Origin of the sequence: Pseudomonas sp. BLCC-B112, from assembly GCF_028550695.1 — a bacterium.
GTDB lineage: Bacteria > Pseudomonadota > Gammaproteobacteria > Pseudomonadales > Pseudomonadaceae > Aquipseudomonas > Aquipseudomonas danubii.
On record NZ_JAQQGK010000010.1, the window covers coordinates 36,592 to 59,090 of the forward strand.

Consider the following 22,499-nt stretch of genomic DNA (forward strand, 5'->3'; position numbering starts at 1 on the left):
GCTTGCCCAAGCCCGAGCAACTCAGGAAAATAGGCCCGTTTCGCGCTCATCCTTGATCTATATTGATATCCAGCATTGACGATCAGCCCTTGTGCGGCGGTCAACTCAGCCAGCCCAGTTCCTCCTCGACTCATCCTTGTGCCGTTCTTCGATCAGGAGCCCCGATGCCCCGCTTCCTCCTGCCAACGCTGATATGGCTGGCATGTTTTCCCGCCTTGGGAGACACCGCAACTCCCTTGCAACTGCTCAACTATGAATCACCCCACCACCATGAATTGTCCTTGACCAACGATGATTGGCAATGGCTGCGCAACAAGCGCGAACTGGTGCTGGGCACCTCGCAGCAGAACCTGCCACCGCTGGAGATGGTCAACGAGTCCAGGGAATACGAAGGCATCACCGCAGACTACATCGGCCTGCTGGCGGACGCTCTGAGGGTGAAGATCAGCGTCCGCGCCTATGACAACCGCGAACAGGTCTTCAAGGCCCTGGCCAAGGGTGAGATCGACTTCATGGGCAGCGTGACACCGGTCGATGCCCAGCAACGTCAGCTCCTGCGCAGCCAACGCTACCTGGTCAATCGCCCGACGCTGGTGGCCCGCCTCGGGGACTCTCCATCACTGAAAAACGGCTTGCAGGGACGCCGCCTGGCCATTTCCCTGGACACCATCAGCCTGCCCGTTGCCCAGGCCATGTACCCCAAGGCACAGATCGAAGGCTACGACAACACGGATGCCGCCATGGCCGCCGTGGCCTTCGGTGATGCCGATGTGCTGCTCAGCGATGCGGTCTCGGCGCAGTTCCTGATCTCGCGCAACTACAGCGACTACCTGCGGATCATCTATAGCGGCCCCGCGAGCATCCCGGGTTTCGCCTTCGCCGTGAACCCGGACAACCAGCAGTTGCAACGCCTGATCGACAGTGCACTGCAAGCGATCCACAAGGAGCAGGACATCAGCATCCGCAATCGCTGGGGCGACCGCCTGCTGCTGAGCATGGAAAAAACCGATCTCACTGCCGACGAACAACGCTGGATCGAAAACAACCCCGTGGTGCGCATCGGCATTCACCGCTATCTGCCACCGATGTCCTACTTCGACGCCGAGGGCAATTACCTGGGGATTACCTCCGACCTGCTGGCCATGCTGGAGACCAAGACCGGGCTGAGTTTCGAGATCGATGCCATGCCCAGCTTCACGGACCTCAACAACGCCGTACGCGAGGGCCGGGTGCAGATGGTGGCCGATCGAGCCCGCAACCCCGAGCGCGAAGGCTACTTGCAATTCACCCGCCCCTACCTGGTCGGGCCCTACATGTTGATCACTCGCGACGCCCCCGATGCGCCGAAAACCCTGGAGGAAATGGCCGGCAAGACCCTGCTGATCGGCAGCGGCCATGCCCTGGTGCCGCTGCTGCGCCAGCGCTATCCACAGATCCGGATCAAAGAAGTACAAACCAACTTCGAAGCCCTGGCCCTGCTGCGCGACCACAAGGGCGATGCTGCGGTGCAAGCGGAAATCGCCGTCAGTTTCAACTTGCCGCGCATCAAGCAAGACCAGCTCAAGGTCCGATCAGCCCTGAACCTGCCGTTGCTGAACGAATCCTTCGGCGTGCGCAGGGACCAACTGGAGCTGTTCAGCATCATCGACAAGTCCCTGCGCAGCATTTCTCCCGACGCCATTACCGAGCTCAATAATCGTTGGCGCTCCAAGGCCGCTGTCGTCCCCCCTTCCTGGCGCGACTACCGCACCACCCTCTACCTGGCGGGTGCCGTCTCCGTGCTGTTGCTGCTGATCGCCCTGGCCTGGGGCTATGCCATGCGCCGCCAGGTCAGCCAGCGCGAACGGGCCGAGCATGCGCTCAACGATCAAATGCGCTTCATGGACGCGCTGATCAACGGCACGCCGAATCCGATCTACGTGCGCGACCTCGAGCGGCGCCTGGTGATCTGCAATGACAGCTATCTCAAGACCATGGGCACCGATCGCGAGAGCGTGCTGGGCAGCAACCTCGAACAGTTGGCGGTGCCCGAAGCCAGTCTGTTCGCTAAAGATTTCCAAAGCATCCTCGACGGTGGCCCGCCGCTGCTGATCGACCGCACCGTCCATATCCGCGGGCAGCGGACGCAGATCTACCACTGGATGCTGCCCTATCGAAATGCCCAGGGCGAAATCCTCGGCATCATCGGCGGCTGGCTGGACATCAGTGAGCGCCAGCAACTGCTGGACGAGCTGACCCAGGCCAAGAACGACGCCGACAAGGCCAACCGCGCCAAGACCACCTTCCTGGCCACCATGAGCCATGAGATCCGTACCCCCATGAGCGCGGTCATCGGCATGCTGGAACTGGCCCTCAAGCGTGCCGACCAGGGCCAGCTCGACCGCAGCTCGATCGAGGTGGCCTACAGTTCGGCCCAGGGCCTGCTGGAGTTGATCGGCGACATCCTGGACATCGCCCGGATCGAAAGCGGACGCCTGAGCCTGAGCCCCGAACGAGCCAACCTGCGGGATCTGGTGGAGTCGGTGTTCCGGGTCTTCGATGGCCTGGCCCGGCAAAAGGGCCTGCGCCTGGAGCTGGATCTGGACAGCAGCGTCAATGGCGACGTGCTGGTGGACCCATTGCGCTTCAAGCAGGTGCTGTCGAATCTGCTGAGCAATGCGATCAAGTTCACCGAACACGGCGGGGTGCAGATCCGTTTGCAGGCCGAGGGTGACGATGCGCAACTTTTGCCCCTGCTGATGACCGTCAAGGACACCGGGATCGGCATCGATCCCGACGACCAGCAACGGCTGTTCCAGCCCTTCAGCCAGGTGCCAGGGCAACATCAGAACGCCCGCTCGGGCACCGGACTGGGGCTGGTGATCTGCCGCACGCTCTGCGAAATGATGGGCGGCCAACTGCGTCTGGAGAGCCAGCCGGGCGTCGGCACCCTGGCCCGGGTGCAGGTGCAGTTGAATCGCCTCGACCCACTGCCCGATGCCCCGCCTGCTGTAACGCAAGCCACCCCGTCGGTCGCCGCCAGGGCACCGCTGCATATCCTGGTGGTGGACGACAGCCAGGCCAATCGCCAACTGCTGTGCGAGCAACTGCGCTTCCTGGACTATTCATTGAGCCAGGCGCAGAACGGCGCCGAAGCCTACAAGGTCTGGCAGCGGGAAACCTTCGACGTGGTGATCACCGACTGCAACATGCCGGTGCTGAACGGCTATGAACTGACCCGACAAATCCGTGTTGCCGAACAGATCCAGGGCCGGCCACCGGTGCAGATCTTCGGCTTTACCGCCAACGTCCAACCCGAAGAGGAACAGCGTTGCCGGGACGCCGGCATGAATGGATGCATCTTCAAGCCCATTGCCCTGCCGGAACTGGACCGCCGTCTGCGAGAACTGCCCGCCCTGCCCCGCTTGCAACTCAAGGCCAACAGTGAGCGCTTCGACATCCAGCAACTGGACCACCTCACCGGCGGCAACCCAGCCTCCATTCAGCGGGTGCTCAAGGGCTTGCACCAGAGCAACCAGCAGGACTTGAAGCAGATCCGCGGGTTGCTGGCCAACCCCGACAATAAAGGCGTGACCGACCTGGCTCACCGGATCCGCGGCGCGGCGCGGATCATCAATGCCCAGGCCCTGATCTATGAATGCGAATACCTGGAGAAGGCCTGCCGCGAAGGCGCGAATGCCGGCCAGATCAAGACGGCATTGACGCGCTTGGAGCAGGCCATGGTGGGGCTGGATCGTGACTTGCTGGAGTCCGTGGTGCCCGATTGAGCAGCCCTGGCATCAGCTGATCGCACACTCGGGCACCGCACCATAGCCCCTTACCGCCCAGCCGCCGGGGTTCAGGCCCCCAGGCTTTGCAGCTCCAGACTGGCCGATGCCGACAGCGGCTTGGATGGCTGAATCAAGGCGATACCGAAGTACTTGCTGATGTAGCGCCCGCCGGTGCCGGTCAGGGTCAGGGCTCGGCTGTCCACATCCTGCCTCAGCCATTTGCGCTGCAACAGCACCCGCAGCAGCGCCGCCCCCAAGGCGCCCGCCAGGTGCGGACTGCGCATGCTCCAGTCCAGACACGGACAGGCCAGGCTTCGGCGCAGCCTGCTCAGCTCGACCACGTCGATGTCCAGGCCGCGGAAGAACTCGACACCACTGTCACTGACCCGGTAGTCCTCGCCCTCCTCTCCCATCAGCAACCAGCCGGCTTCCAGCATCCGGTCGTGCAACTGCACCCCCAGAGTGCCCGCCAGGTGGTCGTAGCAAGTGCGGGCAAATTGCAGGCGGTCCGGGGTACGCGGGGTGAAGGTACTGCCCTGGCCGATCACCATCAGGGCCTCCAGGGCCTGGGCCACCAGCGGATCGCCGAGGCCGTAGTAACGGTGCCGCCCCTGGACCTGCACCCGCAGCAGGCCGGCGTCCCTGAGCTTGGCCAGGTGGGCGCTGGCGGTGGAAGTGCTGACCTCGGCAATCGCCGCCAGCTCGGTGCTGGTACGGGCGTGGCCATCCATCAGCGCACAAAGCATCCGGGTACGGGCCGGCTCGGCGATGGCCGCCGCCACGTTGGATACCCCCAGGTCGTTCTGCACTACATTCATATTTCGCTCCATGACGAATCGTGTCTTCGAAAAGGTGAGGATAGTAGCAACCTGGATATCTGCCCAACAAAGAGACAAATCATGGACCCGATCAGCGCTGCCACCCACTTTGCCCCCTACGATTTCTATTACGCCCGCCTGCGTGCCCGGGGAGGCCTGACCTACGATTCAGCGCTGGGCCTATGGGTCGCCAGCAGCGCCGCCGCGGTGGCGGCGGTGCTGAACCACCCCGCCTGCCGAGTCCGACCGCCCCAGGAGCCGGTGCCCCGGGCCATCGCCGGGCGGCCTGCCGGGGACGTGTTTGCGCGCTTGATGCGGATGAACGATGGCCTGCGCCACGGCTGTCCCCGTGCAGCCATGGCGGCGCCGCTGCAGCAGCTGGGCGCCATCGACCTGCAGCCCTGGCTGGCACAGTGGCGCCCTGCCCTGAGCGCCCCCCAAGGCGCCAACGATCTGCAACGCTGGCAGTGGCGCCTGCCGGTGGCACTGCTGGCAGGACTGCTGGGAATAGCCGCCGAGCGGCGCGAAGACCTTGCCCGACGCACCGGCGAATTCGTTGCCTGCCTCTCCCCCTTGAGCAACGCAGAACAGTTGCAGGCCGCCGACTCAGCGGCGCAGTACTTGATCCAACAGATGCAGGCATTGCTCGATGCGCCGCAACACAGCCCGTTCCTGAGGGCGATCCTCGAGCGCAGCCAGGGCCTTGCCCCAGAGGATCTGCAGGCCAACCTGCTGGGCCTGCTGGCACAAACCCACGACGCCTGCGCCGGGCTGATCGGCAACAGCCTGATCGCCCTGCTGGCGGAGCCGTCACTGTGCCAGCGCCTGCCCCAGGACCCGGACCGGCTCAGTGCCTGGCTGCTCCAACGCCAGCGCCTGGACCCGCCGGTGCAGAACACCCGGCGGTTCGTCGCCACGGCTTGCACCCTGCTGGGCGTGGACCTGCAAGCCGGCGAGACGGTGCTGGTGCTGTTGGCGGCGGCCAACCACGACCCGGCCCTGGCCGCGGTCACCGGCTGCGATCCGGCATACCAGGGGTTCAGTTTTGGCAGCGGCACGCACCGCTGTCCCGGCCAGGGCCTGGCGCTGAATATCGTCCAGAGTTTGCTGCAGCTGCTGCTGCGCTCGCCGGGGCTGAGCACCCTGACGCTAGACTGGAATTACCTGCCTTCGGTCAACGGCCGCCTGCCGCTGTTCACCGATGCCGCCGGATAACCGGCAAGCGCCTTGGCAGTCTCCGCGCGCTTGAGGTAAAAGGTGCCCCACTGCCAAAACCGATCCTGGAAAAGGAACAACAATGCTGTTTGTGGTGATGCTGGGGGGAAAACACCCCAGAGCGAAAATTGAAGTCCACGATGTCCAGTTCGTGGTCGCCGAGCGTCTCGAAGCCGCCTACCCGCAACTGCGCGAAGGCTGGTTCGGCAGCCAGGCGGGCTTGCACATCGACGCCTGGATGCAGGTCGACGGGGTCGAGGACTGCAAGGTCGAACTCAGCCCCCTGGCACCGCAGCCTGGTGCACCACGCCTGTACTTCCTGAACCTGGGCGGTTACGAAGCGGCGGCCTTTGGCGAGGCCCACAGCTACCTGCTGGTGGTGGCCCGGGACAAGGCCGAAGCCAAGGCCAAAGGCAAACGGCAGATGCTGGCCCACTGGCACAAATCCCACACCGATGCCTTGCTGGACGTGGACGACTGCCTGCCGATCGACCTGCTGGAGGGCCGTTATGTGCACCTGGTGCCCGGCCCGCACCGGGGCATCGTGCAGCGCAACGACTACATCCTCCTCAACTGAGTTCAAGACGGCCGGTGACCGCCCCCGGCACCCGATAGTCCAGTTCGAGATCGCTGATATCCAGCACCTGGCTCAATAGAAACGCCCGCAACCGGGCGATGTGCTCCTGGCGTGGACTGTCGCGCAGCCACACCAGGTAATAGCCGTCCCCTGAGGCCACCGCGCTGGGGAACGGCAGGCTGATCCGCCCCAGGCGAATGTCCTGCGCCACCAGATGCAGGTCGCCGATCGACAGGCCGTGCCCGGCCATGGCAGCGCAGATCGCCTGGTCCAGGGTGTCGAAGACATTGCCCCGCTCCAGCCGCACCTGCTCCAGCAACGCCCGGTCCTGCGGTGCTTGTGCCTGCAGCCAGCGGCGCCAGTCGCGACGGTCCGCCGAAGGATGGATCAGCTCGGCGTCCTTGAGCCGCTCCAGGGACCAGGGCGGTCCGTCCGCGGGCTCGGGTGGGCCGATGGGAATCAGCCACTCATCGAACAGCTTGCAGGCCTCGATCCCGGCGCCAAAGTGTCCGTTACCCAGGAGAATCGCGCAGTCGTAGGGCTCGGCGTAAAAATCCACATGGTCGAAGTCCATCCAGACACTGGCCAGTTGCACCGCCAACGCCGGCTGTTGCCCCTTGAGAGCCTCCAGAACCCGCAGCAGCCAGCGCATGGTCAGGGTCGAAGGCGCCTTGAGACGCAACTGGCCGGTGTTGGCCCGCAGCGGCAGGCAGGCATCCTCGATGATCCGAAAGCCCACCTTGAGCTCCCGGGCCAGGCGCTGTCCGGCTTCGGTAAGCACCAGCCTGGGGCCGTGGCGCTCGAACAGGCGACAGCCGAACTGACTTTCCAGGGTACGGATATGCCGGCTGATGGCGCTTTGGGTCAGGGACAGTTCCTCGGCGGCCCGGGTAAAGGAGCTGGAACGGGCGGCCACTTCAAAGGCCCGCAACGCGTAGAGCGGCGGCAGGGATTCGACCATCGACAGGCACCAACAATGATTAAAACTTATAGTAGGTCATAGCTTTTTGCGTTTTTCAATGCAGCTCAAAGCCGCCAAGCTGCGGCCTTGCACATGACTTGAAAGGCGTTATTCGTGGACCTGAACCTATCGTTATTATTGGCCTACGTACTCAGCGTACTGATGCTGGTGGCCACCCCGGGGCCGGTGGTGGCCCTGATCGTCAACACCAGCATGAACGCCGGCCCGCGCCAGGCCGTGTTGACGGCCCTGGGCACCAACGCCGCCTCACTGCTGCTGGCGCTGCTGGCGGTGCTGATGCTGACCACCGGCCTGGCGCTGGACCCGCGCCTGATCGGCTGGGTCAGTCTGCTGGGCTGTTGCTTCATCGGCTGGCTGGGCGTGCAAGGACTGCGGGAGGTGTTTGGCCCCGCACCCGTGGCGGCAGCGCCACGCGCTGACCAGGGCCGCCAGGGCCTGGCCAGCGGTTTCCTAGTGGGGATCGGCAACCCCAAGGACATCGTGTTCTTTGCCTCCTTCTTCCCCCAGTTCATCCAGGTCACCCGCTCCTTGCAACACAGTGCGCTGCTGCTGACGCTGGTCTGGGTGCTGGTGGATTTTGCTGTGCTGGGGGCTTACATCCTGGTGGCGCGTCAGGGTTTCTCGCTGAGATACAAACGCCTGGTGACCGGCATTTCCAGCCTGGCGCTGTTACTGGTGGCTCTGCTGGGCCTGGGCTACGCCGTGCTGGAACTGAGCAATGCCGGCGCCCAGCGGTGACGCGTGACTGAGCCCCGGGCATTCGTAGCCCGTGGCGACATTGTGGAAAAACCGCTCGCCAGCCGATAAAAATCTCCTGTGGGAAGCACGCCATGAATTAACATAGCCAAGTGCTATCCACCCCTCAGGACCACCCTCTTCCATGCTGTCCAGAATCCGATGATTGCTGTCTGGCCCCTGCTGTGTCTGTCCCTGTTGCTGGCCCTGCTGGCGTTGTGGCTGTTGCGCCGCGAACGCCGCGCCCAGGCCCAGTTGCGCGTCTATCGCAAACTCGCCGAAGGCGTGCCCGACGATGCCGAGCGCTTCAAGCGCAGCCAGTACTTCGCACGCATCGGCACCTGGGACTGGGAAGTGGACACCCAGCGGCTGTACTGGTCGGAAGCCATCTACGGCATGTTCGGCTTCAAGGTCGGCGAAGTGGTGCCCTCCTACGAACTCTTCTGCTCCTGCGTGCATCCGGACGATCGCGAACGGGTCCGCGCCGGTGAGTTGCGCTGCCTGGAAACCGGCGAGAACCACGATGAGGAATACCGCGTGGTGTGGCCCGACGGCAGCATCCACTGGCTGCGGGAAACCGGCAACGTGGTGAAGAACGTGCACGACACCACCATCAAGATGATGGGGGTGGTACGGGACATTACCGATGAGAAAGTCTCCACCAGCCAGTTGCAGCAACTGGCGCATTTCGATCCGCTGACCGGCCTGCCCAATCGCCTGATGCTGGAACAGCGCCTGTCCCGGGCCCTGGAGCAGGCGCGTCACAATCAGACCCGGGTGGCCCTGGTGTTCGTCGACCTCAACGGTTTCAAGGCGATCAACGACCAGTACGGCCACGCTGCCGGCGACCGGGTCCTGAGCGCCACGGCCCGGCGCCTGCAAGGCATCCTGCGCACCAGCGACACCGTAGCGCGGATCGGCGGCGACGAATTCGTGGTGATTCTGGAGGGGCTGTCCCCGGGGCTCGACCTGGAGGAAGAAGCCCGGCGCATCGGCGAAAAGATCTTCAATGAACTGTCGCCTCCAGTGGAGGTGGACAGCCATCGCCACAGCATCGGCAGCAGCCTGGGCGTGGCGGTGTTTCCCGACCATGCCGGGCGCATGGACCAGTTGCTGCACGTCGCCGACCTGGCGATGTACGAGGCCAAACGCAGCGGCAACAACCAGTACCGCCTGGGGCAGTAATACCGCCAGCCTTGCCTAGGCGTCGCGGCCCGCGCCCAGCAAGCGCTCCTGCAGCAAGCCCAGGGCCGCTTGAAACAGCGGATGCCATTGGGCCGACGGCGGGCTGGCCAGGGGATGCCAGAAAAACTCGAACTGATGGCCGCCATCATCCGCAGTGAAATGGGTCCAGCTCTCGGGCAGTGGCACCCGCACCCGGCACTCATGAAAGGCCCACACCTGGCCAGAAAACCCCGAGTGCCAAAGCCCGAGAAAGCGGCTTTCCTCGGCCTGGACGCCAGCCTCTTCCGCCAGCTCGCGGACCGCCGCAGCGGCCGTCGACTCTCCCGCCTCCACCGTGCCCTTGACCAGTTGCAGACCGGCCAGCGGGTGGCGAAAGGCCAAGACCTCAAGTTCAGTGGTGTGGCGCAGCACTACCGGGCAAGCCTTGTTGGCGGGCATCGACCTCGCTTGTGCAGTTCGCGCCTGCACCTCAATCGTCACGGGTCAGCACTTCCAGCAACTCGATCTCGAAGATCAGGTTCGAGTTGGGCGGGATCGCCCCCATGCTGCGCTCGCCGTAGCCTAGGTGCGCCGGCACCAGCAGTTTGCGCTTGCCGCCCACTTGCATGCCCATCAGGCCCTGGTCCCAACCCTTGATCACCCGCCCGGTGCCGATCACGCACTGGAACGGCTTGCCGCGATCGTAGGAGGAATCGAAACTGCTGCCGTCCTCCAGAAAGCCCCGGTACTGGGTGGTGATCAAAGCGCCCTTGACCACCGCCTTGCCGTCGCCCAGCTGGATATCGATCACCTGCAATGGGTCACTCATGCTTCACTCCCGTTCAAACATTGCCCCGACACGGGACTGCGGCGCGCTTTTTCGCAGAATTGCCGCTGCTTGGCAATCACTGCGCTGCAGCCGCCCCGTGCTGGACCTGGACCGCTGTGTCGGTGCCCAGAAACATCTCGCCGAACGCCGCCTCGACCTCCTCGACGCTGGCCAGCCCGGCATCCCAGCTGACTTCAAGGTTGGGCAAGGCACGGCACCAGTCCAGGGTGCTGGAAAAGTGCAGGGTCAAATGCCCCGGCGCCAATTGCAGGCGCTCGATACCACCGTAGCCGGCCACGTCCTGCCCGCCCAGTTCTACATAGTAGGTGTCCATGCCCAGTTGCCGATCCTGCTCGTCAACGCATTCGGCACGCTGCAGCAGCAGGTAATGCCCTGGCTGTTGCCCATCGTCGGCAAAGCCCAGTATCCGGACCTCGTCCTCAGTGCAGGCACTGTAGGTGGTTGCATGAAACTTCAGGCTCATCAGCATCTGCTCCTTTTAACGCTCACTGGCGCAACAACCCGGACTCATAGTCCAGCCAACCCTGTTCAAAGCATGCCTGCAGGTAGTCCAGCACGCTGTCCAGCAGCACCGAGGCCGGCACATTGATTGCGTAGAAGGCCTTGCTCATGCCCTCCCAACGGCAGCCCAGGGCATTGATCCGTTCCAGCACCTCGGACGTCCGGGCCCGGCCGGTTTCAAAAAACACCAGGCGCAGCGTGCTGTTGCCACTGCTGCGTTCGATCCGCTTGAACCACTTCAAGCCATCGTCCTGCACCTGGACTGCGACGTCGTCCTCGTAACAGACTTCCGGGGAATAGAAGGGAATATTGGCGACTCGGTACAGACCGTCAGGCTGCTGTTGCGCCCAGACCCCTTCGCTGGCGACCGGTGGATAGTCGTCGACCACCGTCAACCTGAGCATGATCTTGTCCATCACCTGTCCCTGGTTCATTGAATAAAAAACGCCCGCCCGGCCTTGAGGCCGACGCGCGCCGAGCGCTTTTTCGCAGAATTGCCGGCCCGTGGCAATCCTTGAATGGCAGTGTGGCAAAGGTCTGTCACTGCCCGGGACGTTTCCGTTAACATGGCCGCCCTCACGCCCCACCCCGATAAGGACATCCCATGGCCACCGCCGATATCGTCGCCCTGGTGCTGCTCGCCGCTCTGGCGCTGTACCTGGTCAGTCTCTACAACCGTCTGACGACCCGGCGCAATCGCCTGCGCAATGCCTTCGCCCAGATCGAAGTGCAACTCAAGCGCCGCTACGACCTGATTCCCAACCTGCTGGAGACCGTCAAGGGCTACCTGCAGCACGAGCGCCAGACCCTGACCGCCCTGGCCGAGGCCCGCAACAGTGCCCGGGACAGCCTGCAAGCAGCCGCCGCGCAACCTGGCGACAGCGCGCGCATCGCCCGCCTGGGCCAGGACCAGGGTGCCCTGGACCAGGTCCTCGACCGCCTGCACCTGAGCCTGGAGGCTTACCCGGAACTCAAGGCCTCGCAGAACATGGCGCAGCTCAGCGAAGAGCTCACCAGCACCGAGAACAAGGTCGCCTACGCGCGCCAGGCCTTCAACGACGCCGTGACCGACTACAACCTGTGCAAACAGCAGGTGCCGGCGCTGTTTTTCGCCGGGCTGTTCGGCCATCGCGCCGATGCCGCCCTGCTGCAATTCGCCGACAGCGCGCAGATCCAAGACGCCAGCAAAGTGTCCTTTCAATAACCCCGCCGCCTGCCCCCGGAAGCTTGCATGAAGTTCTTTCAACACCAGGCCCGTGCCCGGCGCCACACCCTCAAACTGCTGCTGTTGATGACCCTGGCGGTGACCACCCTGGTCAGCCTCAGCAGCCTGGGGCTGGGCCTGTTGTGGCGCGAGCTGAATCAGCAGTACGGCCAGCCCAAGGTACTGAACTGGACCGTGGTCGCGGTCATAGCAGTGCTCATGCTCGTGGTGGTGGTGCTGGGCAGTTGGTACAAGACCTGGCGCCTGCGGGCCGGCGGCAAGGTGATCGCCGAGCACCTGGGTGGACGCCTGATCAACGACTCGCCACGGGGCAGCGAAGAACAGCGCCTGCTGAACATCGTCGAGGAAATGGCCCTGGCCTCGGGCGCCACCCTGCCGGCCGTGTATGTACTGCCGGAAGACGCGATCAATGCCTTCGCCGCCGGACTGACCCCGCAGCAGGCGGTACTCGGAATCACTCGCGGTGCCCTCATCCATCTGGACCGCGACGAATTGCAGGGCATGGTCGCCCATGAGTTCAGCCACATTTACAACGGCGACATGCGCCTCAATACCCGCCTACTGGCAGTGATCCACGGCCTGCTGGTGTTCAGCCTGGCGGGCATCGCGGTGCTGCGCCAGGCTGAAAAGCAGCACCTGGGCAGCGACCGCCACCGCTTCTTCTGGCAGATCATCTTCGCCGTGCTGGGCCTGGCCCTGCTGGTCTTCGGCTCCCTGGGCAGCTTGCTGGGCAATATGATCAAGGCCGCCATCTGCCGCCAGCGCGAGTTTCTCGCCGATGCCTCGGCGGTGCAGTTCACCCGCAACCCCCAGGGCATTGCCGGCGCCCTGAAAAAGATCGGCGGCAGCAGCGCCGGTTCACGCCTGCGCGCCTTCGCCGCTGCGCAGTACAGCCACCTGTATTTCCACCAGGGGGTGAAACTGCGCCTGGAACGCCTGTTCGCCACCCACCCGCCGCTGGCCGCGCGCATCCAGCGCCTGGACCCGCAGTGGGATGGGCGCTTCAAGCCGCTGTAAATGCGCTACCAAAGGGCAATGTCGTAAGTGATGTAGAGGCGGTTGCTGTCGCGTCCCCGGGAGTAGTCGGAGCGATACACATAATTGCGCAGCTTCACCCCCAACCCCTTGAGCGAGCCTTGCTGGAGTACATACGCCAGTTCGGCGTCTCGCTCCCACTCATCGACCCGGGTCCGGGACTTGCCGTCGTTGCCGCTCAGGTAGCGCGAGCTGAAGGTCAGGCCGGGGACACCCAGGCTGGCGAAGTTGTAGCCATAGCTGAGCATCCAGGTCTTCTCGCCCTCTTCGATGAACTTGCCGATACCGGCGTTACTGAAGGAGTAGACCGTGGCGCCGCTGATATACGGCAAACCCGCATCGCCACTGAGGTGCTGATAACCACCGCCAAGGGAATGCCCGGCGATGGCGTAGGTCAATTGGCCGCTGAGCATGCGGTTGGCGATCTTGCCGTCAAAGGCCGCGCCTGAATCGGCACTGCGGAAGTAGCGCAGATCGCTGGTCAAGGTCCCCTGCCCCAGCGCCAGGTCATGTTGCAGGCCGACAAAGTCCTGCCGATAGAAGTTCTCAAGTTCGCCATGGAAATAGCTCAGGCGCAGGTTCTTGCTCCACTTGTATTCGGCCCCGCCGTAACGGAAGTCCCCGGACTGGCCGCCGCTGTAACCGTCGGGCACCAGCCCCACGCTGTCGGTGGAGTCCCGCAGTTTGAAGCGCTGCAGATAACCGCCGGTCAAGCTCAGGCCGTCGATATCCGTGCTGGTGAGCTGGGTGCCCTGATAGGTCTGCGGCAACAGACGGGCATCGTTGTAGACCAGCACCGGGGTCTTGGGCAGCAAAGTGCCGTACTTGAGGATGGTCTTGGCCAGCCGCACCTTGGCCGTGGCGCCGGCACTGGCAAATTCGCCCGCGGCGCGACCGTCGTCGTGCACCGGCAGCAGCCCGGTGCCACTGCGCCCCTTGCCGGAATCGAGCCGGACACCCAGCAGCCCCAGGGCATCGACCCCGAACCCCAGGGTGCCGGGGGTGAATCCGGACTGATAGTCAAGCAGGAAGCCTTGAGCCCATTCCGTGCGCTCGCTCTTGGCAGTGCGCGCAGCCTTGGCGCTGAGGCCGTGTTCGTCGCGGAAGTTTTCGTTGAAATAAACGTTGCGCAATTGCAGCTTGAGGCTGCTGTCATCGTTGAAATCAGCGGCCTGAAGCCCGGCCACGGGTGGCAGGCTCAAGCAGGAAAATACCGTTGCGCGAATCAGCAAATGGCTCATGTCGTACTTCTCGTTGTTGTTATTCAAGGCGCAGTTCGCCAAGCGCCCCGCCAGCAGGCGCGCCAGGCCACAAAAGAGGGTTTCGAAGCAATCAGACGAACAGGGTCAGGGCACCGGTCAGCAAGGCCAGGGCGGTAATGACCAGGGAGGTCAGCACGGCCCACTTCACCGTGGCTTTCTGGAAGTCGCCAATGTCACGGTCCACCATGCCCACCAGCAGCAGGGTCGAGGCCACCAGCGGACTCATCAGGTGCACCGGCTGGCCGAGAATCGAGGCGCGGGCGATTTCCAGGGGAGAAATGCCATAAGCCGCCGCCGCGTTGGCCAGGATCGGCACCACGCCGAAGTAGTAGGCGTCGTTGGACAGGACGAAGGTCAACGGCATGCTGGTGAGCGCCACCACCAGCGGGAACAGGTGACCCCAGGAGGGCGGAATCCAGTCCACCAGGGTCTGTGCCAGGGCATCGACCATCTTGGTGCCGGAGAAGATCCCGGCGAAGATCCCCGCGGCGAAGACCAGCAGCACCACGGTCATGGCGTTGCCTGAATGGGCAAGAATGCGCTCCTTCTGAACATCCAACTGCGGGTAGTTGATCATCAGCGCCAGGACAAAACCGATCAGGAACAGCACCGCCGAGTGCATCAGGCCCAACACCAGCGCGGTCATCACCGCCACCACCAGCAGCAGGTTGACGTAGGCCAGCTTGGGCCGCTTGTGCGGCGTGTCTTCCAGAATCGCCTGGATGTAGCAGTCACCGCCACCGCTTTGCAGCTGGGTATTGCCGATACGCTTGCGCTCGGCCCGGCCCAGCAGGTAGGCGGTAAACACCACCCAGGCGGCGCCGCCGATCATGGTCGGCAACAGCGGCACGAAGTACTCGCCGGCATCCAGACCAAGAGCGGCGATGGCTCGGGTTGCCGGCCCGCCCCACGGGGTCATGCCGCTCATGATGCTCAGGGACAACATGGCGATGGTGGCGAGGATCATCGGGTTCATGCCGATGCGCTTGTACAACGGCAGCATGGCCGCGCAGGTAATCATGTAGGTGGTGGTGCCGTCGCCGTCCAGGGCGACCACCAGCGACAGCAACGCGGTGCCGATGGCGATCTTGATCGGGTCGCCATTGACCCGCTTGAGAATCTTGCGGATCAGCGGATCGAACAGCCCCGAATCGATCATCAAGCCGAAGAACAGAATGGCGAACAACAACAGCGCCGCCGACGGCGCGACCATTTTCAGGCCGTCGAGCATCATCTTGCCGGTGCTGCCGGCAAACCCGCCGAGCAGCGCAAAAACGATAGGCACCAGCGTCAAGGCGACGATGGGCGACAGGCGCTTGGTCATGATCAGGACGGTAAAGACCACCACCATGGCGAGGCCGAGTAAAGCGAGCATAAGTCGATTCTCTTGTTTTTATGATGAGCATGACCGGCGCGCGGGCGCACGGCCACCCGAGCACCGGACACCCCGTTCAAGGGCGCCCGGCGCAGGTGTTGAGTCGGTACTTGGGGTAAAGCGGTAGTGCCTGGCGGGTCTAGCCGAGCTTGCTCGCCAGAGCGGCCGCGGGGCTGTCATCGGCGGCAGCGGCCTGAGCCGCAAGCGGCTGGCCATCGAGCGTGCGCAACAGCACCTGGCGGTCGCAGGCCTGCTCCGAGAGGGCGATCACCACCGTCGCCACGGCGTTACTGGCCAGGCTGGTCAAGGCCCGGGCCTCGGACATGAAGCGATCGATGCCGATCAACAACGCCAGGCCGGCCAGGGGAATGTCATGAATCACCGTCAGGGTCGAGGCCAGCGCCACGAAACCGCTGCCGGTCACCCCGGCGGCGCCCTTGGACGACAGCAGCATGATCGCCAGCATGGTGACGATCTGGCCGGCGCTCAGCTCGATGTTGCACGCCTGGGCAATGAAGATCGCCGCCAGGGACAGGTAGATCGCCGTACCGTCGAGATTGAACGAATAGCCGGTGGGCAGCACCAGCCCAACCACGCTTTTCTTGCAGCCCAGGGCCTGGAGTTTTTCCAGCATGCGCGGCATCACCGGCTCCGTGGACGAGGTGCCGAGCACCACCAGGAACTCTTCACGCAGGTAGCGCAACAGCTTCCACAGGCTGAAGCCGTTTGCCCGACAAATGCCGCCCAGGACCACGCAGACAAAGAAACCGCAGGCGACGTAGAGGGTCATGATCAGCTTGGCCAGGGCGCCCAGGGAGGTGATGCCGTACTGGCCCACGGTAAAGGCCAGGGCGCCGAAGGCGCCGACCGGCGCGAAACGCATCAGGTAGGAAAAAATCTTGAACACCATCTGCGAGGCCGACTCCAGCACCTCCAGCACCGGCTTGCCGCGCTCGCCCAGGGACGACAGGGCAAACCCGCACAGCACCGCGATAAACAGCACCGGCAGCACCTCGCCCTTGTTGAAGGCGCCAATGAAGGTCTCGGGGATGATGTGCATGAAGAACTCCACCACCCCCAGCTTGGCTGCCGAATCGGTGTACTGGGACAGCCCCTGGGTGTTCAGCCGGGTGGGGTCGATGTTCATCCCCGCGCCGGGCTGGAACAGGTAGACCGCCGCCAGGCCGATGCACAGGCTGATCAGGGTCAGGCCCAGGAACAGCAGCATGGTCTTGCTCAGCAGGCGGCCCAGGGAACGCTTGTCGCTCATGCCGGCGATGCCGGTGACGATGGTGCAGAACACCACCGGGGCGATCATCATCTTGATCAGCTTGATGAAGGCATCTCCCAGGGGCTTCAAGGCAATGGCTTGCTGGGCCCAGAAGTGCCCCACCAGAACCCCGAGTAACACCGCACAGAGGATCTGGAAGTAGAGCGATTTAACAACTTTCATGGCATCACCCATTTTTAGAATTGTTCTGATGCAACCGGGATCGACAGCGCGTCAACTACCCGGCAAGGCGTTGTGAAACAGGCGCGTAGACATACCCGGAAAATAACCGGCGAGCGGTGCGGACCACCGAGGCGCGGATGGTCTCGGGGCGGGTGCCGCTGTAGGACAATACGACATCTATTGCCCCGCTGGGGTGTTCGATACGGACCTTTTGCAGGCGCGGCTCGCTGATCCCGCCCAGCATCTCGGCCACCACACTGCCGGCGGTGACACAGGCGGTAGCCAGGCCGATGGAGCCGGTAATGGCCAGGGCTCGATGGCAGTTGTGGGGCATGAAATAGCGCACCGCCAGGGTGCCCCCGGACTGGGCCCGGGACACCAGGACCGGCTTGGGAATCACTTTGTCGCTGACATCCCCCAGGCCCATGGCCAGGCCGGCCTTCACCCGCAGGCTTTCCAAACGCTGGAGAAAGTCCGCGTCGGTGTCCAGCTCGGCCGGGCTTTCATCGCCGCGCTTGCCCAGGCAGGCCGCCTGCACCAGCACCATGGGCATGGCCATGTCGATGCAGGTCACGGCAATGCCGTCGATCAAATCCTGGGGCTGGCCCGTGGGGAACAACTGGCCGGTCTTGCTGCCGGCGGCATCGAGAAAGGTCAGGGCCACCGGCGCCGCGCTGCCCGGCACGCCGTCAATGGTGGTATCGCCTTCGTAGCTGACCTTGCCATCGGGAGTCTGGACCTGGGCATTGACCAGGGTGCCGGTGTTGAGGTTGCGAATCCGCACCTGGGTCTGTGCCCCCGTGGCCTTGACCAGCCCCTGTTCGATGGCGAAGGGCCCCACGGCGCAGAGCATGTTGCCGCAGTTGGGTGCGGTATCGACCCGCCGCTGGGACACCATGACCTGGACGAACAGGTAGTCGACATCCGCGTCCGGGTGCAGCGACGGGCTGACGATCGCCACCTTGCTGGTTTGCGGGCTGCCACCGCCGATGCCGTCGATTTCCAGCTCGTGGCCGGAACCCATCAGGTTGAGCAACAGCTCATCACGCTCGGACACGGCCACCGGCAGATCCCAGGCCAGAAAAAACGGCCCTTTGGAGGTGCCGCCGCGCATCAACACACAAGGAATTCGTTGCATGAACACTGACTCTTGTTGATCAATCGAGGTAATTGATGTTCTGGGCACAAGAGTGTCAGGGATTAAAAAGTGTTTCCAATGCAAAGATCAGAGACATTATTGCGCTTCATGCATGAATTAAATATCGTGTCCGGCAGCGTTCCACCCGACTCCCGCCTTGAGAAACCCGCATGGAATATGAGCTTCAGGACATCAGATCTTTCGTGAAAATCGCCGAACTGGGGAGTTTTCACGAAGCGGCCGACGCCTTGCACCTGTCCCAACCGGCCCTGAGCCGACGCATGAAAAAGCTCGAAGAGGGACTGGGCACCGCCCTCCTCGACCGCACCACGCGCAAGGTCAGCCTGACCAGCGTCGGTCGTGACTTTCTGCCCAAGGCCCGACGCCTGCTGGACGACTTCGACGACTCGATCCTCAACATCCGTGAGCTGGCAGAACGGCAGATCGGTCAGGTGACCCTGGCCTGCATCCCCACGGCGGCCTTCTACTTCCTGCCGTCGGTGATCCGCCTGTACAACCAGCGCTACCCGAAAATCCGCATCCGTCTGCTCGATCTCAGTGCCAACGAAGGCCTTGAAGCGGTGCTGCGCGGCGAAGCGGACTTCGGCATCAACATGATGAGCGGCCAGCACCCGGACATCGAGTTCGTGCCACTGGTCAACGAGCCCTTTGTCCTGGCCTGCCGGCGCGACCACGAACTGGCCGAGCGCAGCTCGGTGACCTGGTCGGAACTGAGCGACTACCGCTTGATCGGCGTCGGTCGCCTGAGCGGCAACCGCATGCTGCTGGACCATGCCCTGTCCGGCTTGAGCTGGCGTCCCCAGTGGTTCTACGAGGTGCAGCACCTGTCCACGTCACTGGGCATGGTGGAGGCCGGGCTCGGGGTGTCGGCGATGCCAAGCCTGGCCATGCCGGCCGCCGATCACCCGACCCTGGTCAGCGTTCCGCTGACCGACCCCGTGGTCAATCGCACCCTGGGCCTGGTGTATCGACGCGGCGCATCGCTGTCGCCGGCGGCGGAAAAATTCGTGGCGATCCTGCTGGAGCAGTGGCCGCACTGACCGGTGCGTCCCTCCAACTCCCCCCTCTCCAGACTCCCTCCTACTCCGACGTGCCTTGCAGGGCGCACCGCCAGTCTCAGAACATCCACGCCGTTTTTATCCGGGCGCAGACTGGCAACAGCCATCCGCTGATTGTCACCGGCGAGCCTTTATCATCCACTGCGCCCCGTTCTCCCTGGAGTCCCCCCGATGCCCCATGAAGGCAACCTGCTACAAGCCGCCGTCGTGTTCCTCTGCGCCGCCGTGCTGATCGTGCCCCTGGCCAAGCGCCTGCAACTGGGGGCCGTGCTCGGCTACCTGCTGGCCGGGGTGCTGATCGGCCCCTCGGTGCTGGGGCTGGTGGGCAATCCGCAAAGCGTCAGTCACATCTCCGAGCTGGGGGTGGTGCTGCTGTTGTTCATCATCGGCCTGGAGCTGTCGCCCAAGCGCTTGTGGGTGATGCGCAAGGCGGTGTTCGGCGCTGGCCTGGCCCAGGTGTTGTTGACCGGCACAGTGATCGGCGTGGTGGCGCTGTTTCTGTTCGGCCAGTCGCTGAACAGCGCCATCGTGCTGGGCCTGGGCCTGGCCCTGTCATCCACCGCCCTGGGCCTGCAAAGCCTGGCCGAACGCAAGGAGCTGAACAGCCCCCACGGGCGCATGGCATTCGCCATCCTGCTGTTCCAGGACATCGCCGCCATTCCGCTGATCGCCATGGTCCCGGTGCTGGCCGGCAACGATCACCACACCAGCAGCGCCGAGGATCTGCGTCACGGCCTGCAAGTGCTGGGCAGCATCGCCGTGGTGGTGGTGGGCGGGCGTTACCTGCTGCGCCCGGTGTTTCGCATCGTGGCTCGCACCCGCTTGCCGGAAGTGTCCACCGCCACCGCCCTGCTGGTGGTGATCGGCACCGCCTGGCTGATGGATCTGGTGGGCGTGTCCATGGCCTTGGGCGCCTTCCTCGCCGGCCTGCTGCTGGCGGACTCGGAATACCGCCATGAGCTGGAAGCGCAGATCGAACCCTTCAAGGGCCTGCTGCTGGGGCTGTTCTTCATCAGCGTCGGCATGGGCGCCAATATCAGCCTGCTGCTCAGCGCGCCCATCGCGGTGCTGGGCCTGACCCTGCTGCTGATCGGCCTCAAGCTGCCGCTGCTGTTTGTGGTCGGGCGGCTGGCCGGCGACCTCAATCGCGAGAGCGCGGTGCGCCTGGGTGTGGTGCTGGCGGCCGGCGGTGAATTCGCCTTCGTGGTGTTCAAGATCGGTCGCGACCAGGGCCTGTTCGAGGCCCGCCTGCATGACCTGCTGGTGCTCACCATTACCCTGTCCATGGCCCTGACCCCGCTGCTGTTGCTGGCCTGCTCGCGCTGGCTCAAACCCAAGGCCAAGCCCCTGGAAATGCCCGCCGAATACCGCCAGATCGATGCCGACAGCCCGCGGGTGGTGATCGCCGGCATGGGCCGCATGGGGCAGATCGTGGCGCGTATCCTGCGGGCGCAGAAAATCCCCTTCGTCGCCCTGGACACCTCGGTGGACACCATCGAACTGATCCGCAGTTTTGGCGGCATGCCGGTGTTCTACGGCGATCCCATGCGCCCGGAAATCCTCAGCGCGGCCAAGGTCGGTACGGCGGAGTACTTCGTCATCGCCACCGATGACCCGGAAACCAACATCAAGACCGCCGAACAAGTGCGCAAGCTCTACCCGCACCTGAAGATCATCGCCCGGGCGCGCAACCGCCAGCACGTGCACCGGCTGATGGACCTGGAGGCCCAGGCCGTGCGGGAAACCTACTACTCCAGCCTGGAAATGAGCCGCCGCACCCTGGTGGGCCTGGGGCTCAGCCAGGCCCAGGCCGACTCGCGAATCCAGCGCTTCACCCAGCACGACGAACAGCTGCTGGCGGCCCAGCACGCGGTCTACGACGACGCTGCCAAAGTGCTGCAGAGCGCCCAGGAAGCCCGAGCCGAACTGGCCCGACTGTTCGCCGCCGACGAGCAGGACGAGCAGATCGAGAGCCCGCTGCCGCCGATGCGCTGACGGCGCTTCAGACAACACCGCGTGGGCGCCGGCTTGCTGGCGAACAGGCCACTGAACCTGGCCTAGCCCCCAGGGACTGCTTGGCAGGCCAACCAGCGACTGGGGACGGCAGGTTGTGGTGGTGGCCAGCGACTACCGACAGATTCTGTCAGGAGCGGTTGTGTAAAGTGGATGCCGCCTCGTCACTGAACGGATACACCCCATGAGCTCAAGCCAGCAGAACGCTCCCGCCCTCAAGGAGATCTTCAACCAGGAACGCCTGGAACACATCGCCGAGCAGATGCACGCGGTGTATCCAGACTTCCAGCGCCAGGCCTTCTTGCAGCTGGCCAGCCAGGATCTGCCCCAGCTGTCGCTGATGCAGCGCCTGGCCCGGGTCAGCGACAGCCTGCATCAGGTGCTGGACCTGGACTACGCCACCAGCCTCGAGCTGCTGAAAGCCCTGGCACCGCGCCTGAACAGCCGCTTCGTGTGCATCTTCCTACCCCACTACGTGGCCAGCTACGGCCTGCATGACTTCGAACTGTCCATGGCGGCGCTGAAGTACTTCACCGGGTTTGGTTCATCCGAGTTCGCCGTGCGCCACTTTCTGCGCCAGGACTGCCAGCGCACGCTGGCCGTGCTGCAGGAGTGGGCCACCGACAGCGATGAACACGTGCGTCGCCTGGCCAGCGAGGGCAGCCGCCCGCGCCTGCCCTGGTCGTTTCGCCTGGAACAGTTGCAGGCCGACCCGCAGTTGGCGGCGCCGATCCTCGAACGCCTGCGCAACGACCCCAGCCTGTACGTGCGCAAATCCGTGGCCAATCACCTCAACGACATCACCAAGGAGCACCCGCAGTGGGTCCTGGAACGCCTTGAAGGCTGGCCCCTGGAGCAACCCCACAGTGCCTGGATCGCCCGTCATGCCTTGCGCAGCCTGATCAAGCAGGGCGACCGCCGGGCCCTGGCGATCATCGGGGCCGGGGCCCGGCCCGAGGTCGAGGTCAGCCGCTTCCAGGTGGCTCCCGGGCAATTGCGCCTGGGGGACAGCCTCAACCTGTCCCTGACCCTGGTCTCCACCAGCCCCCGCCACCAGCGCCTGGTGGTGGATTACGCCATCGACTACGTCAAGGCTTCAGGCGCCACGGCGAGCAAGGTGTTCAAGCTCAAGACCTTCACCCTGCAAGGCCTGGCCCGGGTGGACCTGGGCCGCAGCCAGCAGATCCGCGAACTGACCACCCGCCGTCACTATCCCGGACGCCATGGCGTGCAGTTGCTGGTCAACGGCGAACCCCTGGCCACCGGCCATTTCGACTTGCTCATCCCCTGACATTCAAGGAAGACCG

20 protein-coding genes are annotated in these 22,499 nt (G+C 64.1%); 10 read left to right on the forward strand and 10 right to left on the reverse strand.

Going from position 1 to position 22,499, the window contains the following annotated elements; translation table 11 throughout:
- Positions 1–164: 164 nt before the first annotated feature.
- Positions 165–3,767, forward strand: a complete 3,603-nt coding sequence (locus PQT43_RS24185) for a transporter substrate-binding domain-containing protein (RefSeq protein ID WP_272754802.1) — start codon at positions 165–167, stop codon at positions 3,765–3,767.
- A gap of 71 nt (positions 3,768–3,838) precedes the next feature.
- On the opposite strand, the gene PQT43_RS24190 is transcribed toward PQT43_RS24185, so the two are convergent.
- Positions 3,839–4,588, reverse strand: coding sequence for an ArsR/SmtB family transcription factor (locus PQT43_RS24190; RefSeq protein ID WP_110653449.1), 750 nt, complete (start codon positions 4,586–4,588; stop codon positions 3,839–3,841).
- Between the two features lie 81 nt (positions 4,589–4,669).
- Between PQT43_RS24190 and PQT43_RS24195 the strand changes: the two genes are divergently transcribed.
- Entirely contained in the window at positions 4,670–5,803 is a 1,134-nt protein-coding gene (locus PQT43_RS24195; protein WP_272754803.1) for a cytochrome P450, read from the forward strand.
- Between the two features lie 82 nt (positions 5,804–5,885).
- Entirely contained in the window at positions 5,886–6,380 is a 495-nt protein-coding gene (locus PQT43_RS24200; RefSeq protein ID WP_123393268.1) for a DUF1543 domain-containing protein, read from the forward strand.
- Here PQT43_RS24200 and PQT43_RS24205 read toward each other — a convergent pair.
- On the reverse strand, positions 6,373–7,341 hold the full coding sequence (locus tag PQT43_RS24205; protein ID WP_272754804.1) for a LysR substrate-binding domain-containing protein: 969 nt from the start codon (positions 7,339–7,341) through the stop codon (positions 6,373–6,375). The two genes, PQT43_RS24200 and PQT43_RS24205, sit on opposite strands and share 8 nt — an antisense overlap.
- Positions 7,342–7,461: 120 nt before the next feature.
- On the opposite strand from PQT43_RS24205, the gene PQT43_RS24210 reads away from it, so the two are divergent.
- Positions 7,462–8,100 carry a LysE family translocator gene (locus PQT43_RS24210; protein ID WP_272754939.1) on the forward strand — a complete coding sequence of 213 codons (639 nt, stop codon included), beginning with the start codon at positions 7,462–7,464 and terminating at the stop codon, positions 8,098–8,100.
- A gap of 159 nt (positions 8,101–8,259) precedes the next feature.
- On the forward strand, positions 8,260–9,282 hold the full coding sequence (locus PQT43_RS24215) for a sensor domain-containing diguanylate cyclase (protein WP_110595772.1): 1,023 nt from the start codon (positions 8,260–8,262) through the stop codon (positions 9,280–9,282).
- A gap of 15 nt (positions 9,283–9,297) precedes the next feature.
- On the opposite strand, the gene PQT43_RS24220 is transcribed toward PQT43_RS24215, so the two are convergent.
- The 4 genes from PQT43_RS24220 to PQT43_RS24235 all read right to left on the reverse strand — a co-directional run bounded on the left by PQT43_RS24220 (position 9,298) and on the right by PQT43_RS24235 (position 11,016).
- Positions 9,298–9,720: an NUDIX hydrolase gene (locus PQT43_RS24220; protein ID WP_110653453.1), complete on the reverse strand. Its 423-nt coding sequence runs from the start codon at positions 9,718–9,720 to the stop codon at positions 9,298–9,300.
- A 31-nt stretch (positions 9,721–9,751) separates the two neighbouring features.
- On the reverse strand, positions 9,752–10,090 hold the full coding sequence (locus PQT43_RS24225) for an FKBP-type peptidyl-prolyl cis-trans isomerase (RefSeq protein ID WP_213666170.1): 339 nt from the start codon (positions 10,088–10,090) through the stop codon (positions 9,752–9,754).
- Positions 10,091–10,166: 76 nt separating this feature from the next.
- Positions 10,167–10,574, reverse strand: a complete 408-nt coding sequence (locus PQT43_RS24230; protein WP_102880088.1) for an Imm10 family immunity protein — start codon at positions 10,572–10,574, stop codon at positions 10,167–10,169.
- A 22-nt stretch (positions 10,575–10,596) separates the two neighbouring features.
- Positions 10,597–11,016, reverse strand: a complete 420-nt coding sequence (locus PQT43_RS24235) for a DUF4265 domain-containing protein (RefSeq protein ID WP_272754806.1) — start codon at positions 11,014–11,016, stop codon at positions 10,597–10,599.
- Positions 11,017–11,216: 200 nt separating this feature from the next.
- On the opposite strand from PQT43_RS24235, the gene PQT43_RS24240 reads away from it, so the two are divergent.
- Entirely contained in the window at positions 11,217–11,816 is a 600-nt protein-coding gene (locus PQT43_RS24240) for a LemA family protein (protein ID WP_102879815.1), read from the forward strand.
- A 27-nt stretch (positions 11,817–11,843) separates the two neighbouring features.
- The gene (locus PQT43_RS24245; RefSeq protein ID WP_102879816.1) at positions 11,844–12,854 is read left to right on the forward strand and encodes a M48 family metallopeptidase; all 1,011 of its coding nucleotides are present in this window, start codon (positions 11,844–11,846) and stop codon (positions 12,852–12,854) included.
- Between the two features lie 5 nt (positions 12,855–12,859).
- On the opposite strand, the gene PQT43_RS24250 is transcribed toward PQT43_RS24245, so the two are convergent.
- The 4 genes from PQT43_RS24250 to PQT43_RS24265 all read right to left on the reverse strand — a co-directional run bounded on the left by PQT43_RS24250 (position 12,860) and on the right by PQT43_RS24265 (position 18,100).
- The gene (locus tag PQT43_RS24250) at positions 12,860–14,113 is read right to left on the reverse strand and encodes an OprD family porin (RefSeq protein WP_102880089.1); all 1,254 of its coding nucleotides are present in this window, start codon (positions 14,111–14,113) and stop codon (positions 12,860–12,862) included.
- Positions 14,114–14,204: 91 nt separating this feature from the next.
- A complete protein-coding gene (locus tag PQT43_RS24255) occupies positions 14,205–15,509 on the reverse strand; it encodes a CitMHS family transporter (RefSeq protein WP_272754807.1) in 1,305 nt (434 codons plus the stop codon).
- Between the two features lie 139 nt (positions 15,510–15,648).
- Positions 15,649–16,974 carry a C4-dicarboxylate transporter DctA gene (dctA, locus tag PQT43_RS24260; protein WP_272754808.1) on the reverse strand — a complete coding sequence of 442 codons (1,326 nt, stop codon included), beginning with the start codon at positions 16,972–16,974 and terminating at the stop codon, positions 15,649–15,651.
- 43 nt (positions 16,975–17,017) lie between these two features.
- Entirely contained in the window at positions 17,018–18,100 is a 1,083-nt protein-coding gene (locus PQT43_RS24265; RefSeq protein ID WP_272754809.1) for a 4-oxalomesaconate tautomerase, read from the reverse strand.
- Between the two features lie 170 nt (positions 18,101–18,270).
- Between PQT43_RS24265 and PQT43_RS24270 the strand changes: the two genes are divergently transcribed.
- From PQT43_RS24270 to PQT43_RS24280, 3 genes are all read left to right on the forward strand, one after another.
- Positions 18,271–19,161: a LysR family transcriptional regulator gene (locus PQT43_RS24270; protein WP_102864378.1), complete on the forward strand. Its 891-nt coding sequence runs from the start codon at positions 18,271–18,273 to the stop codon at positions 19,159–19,161.
- A gap of 189 nt (positions 19,162–19,350) precedes the next feature.
- Positions 19,351–21,174 carry a monovalent cation:proton antiporter-2 (CPA2) family protein gene (locus tag PQT43_RS24275; protein WP_102879821.1) on the forward strand — a complete coding sequence of 608 codons (1,824 nt, stop codon included), beginning with the start codon at positions 19,351–19,353 and terminating at the stop codon, positions 21,172–21,174.
- Positions 21,175–21,376: 202 nt separating this feature from the next.
- Complete coding sequence (locus PQT43_RS24280) at positions 21,377–22,483, forward strand: DNA alkylation repair protein (RefSeq protein WP_272754811.1); 1,107 nt, start codon at positions 21,377–21,379, stop codon at positions 22,481–22,483.
- Positions 22,484–22,499: the final 16 nt, after the last annotated feature.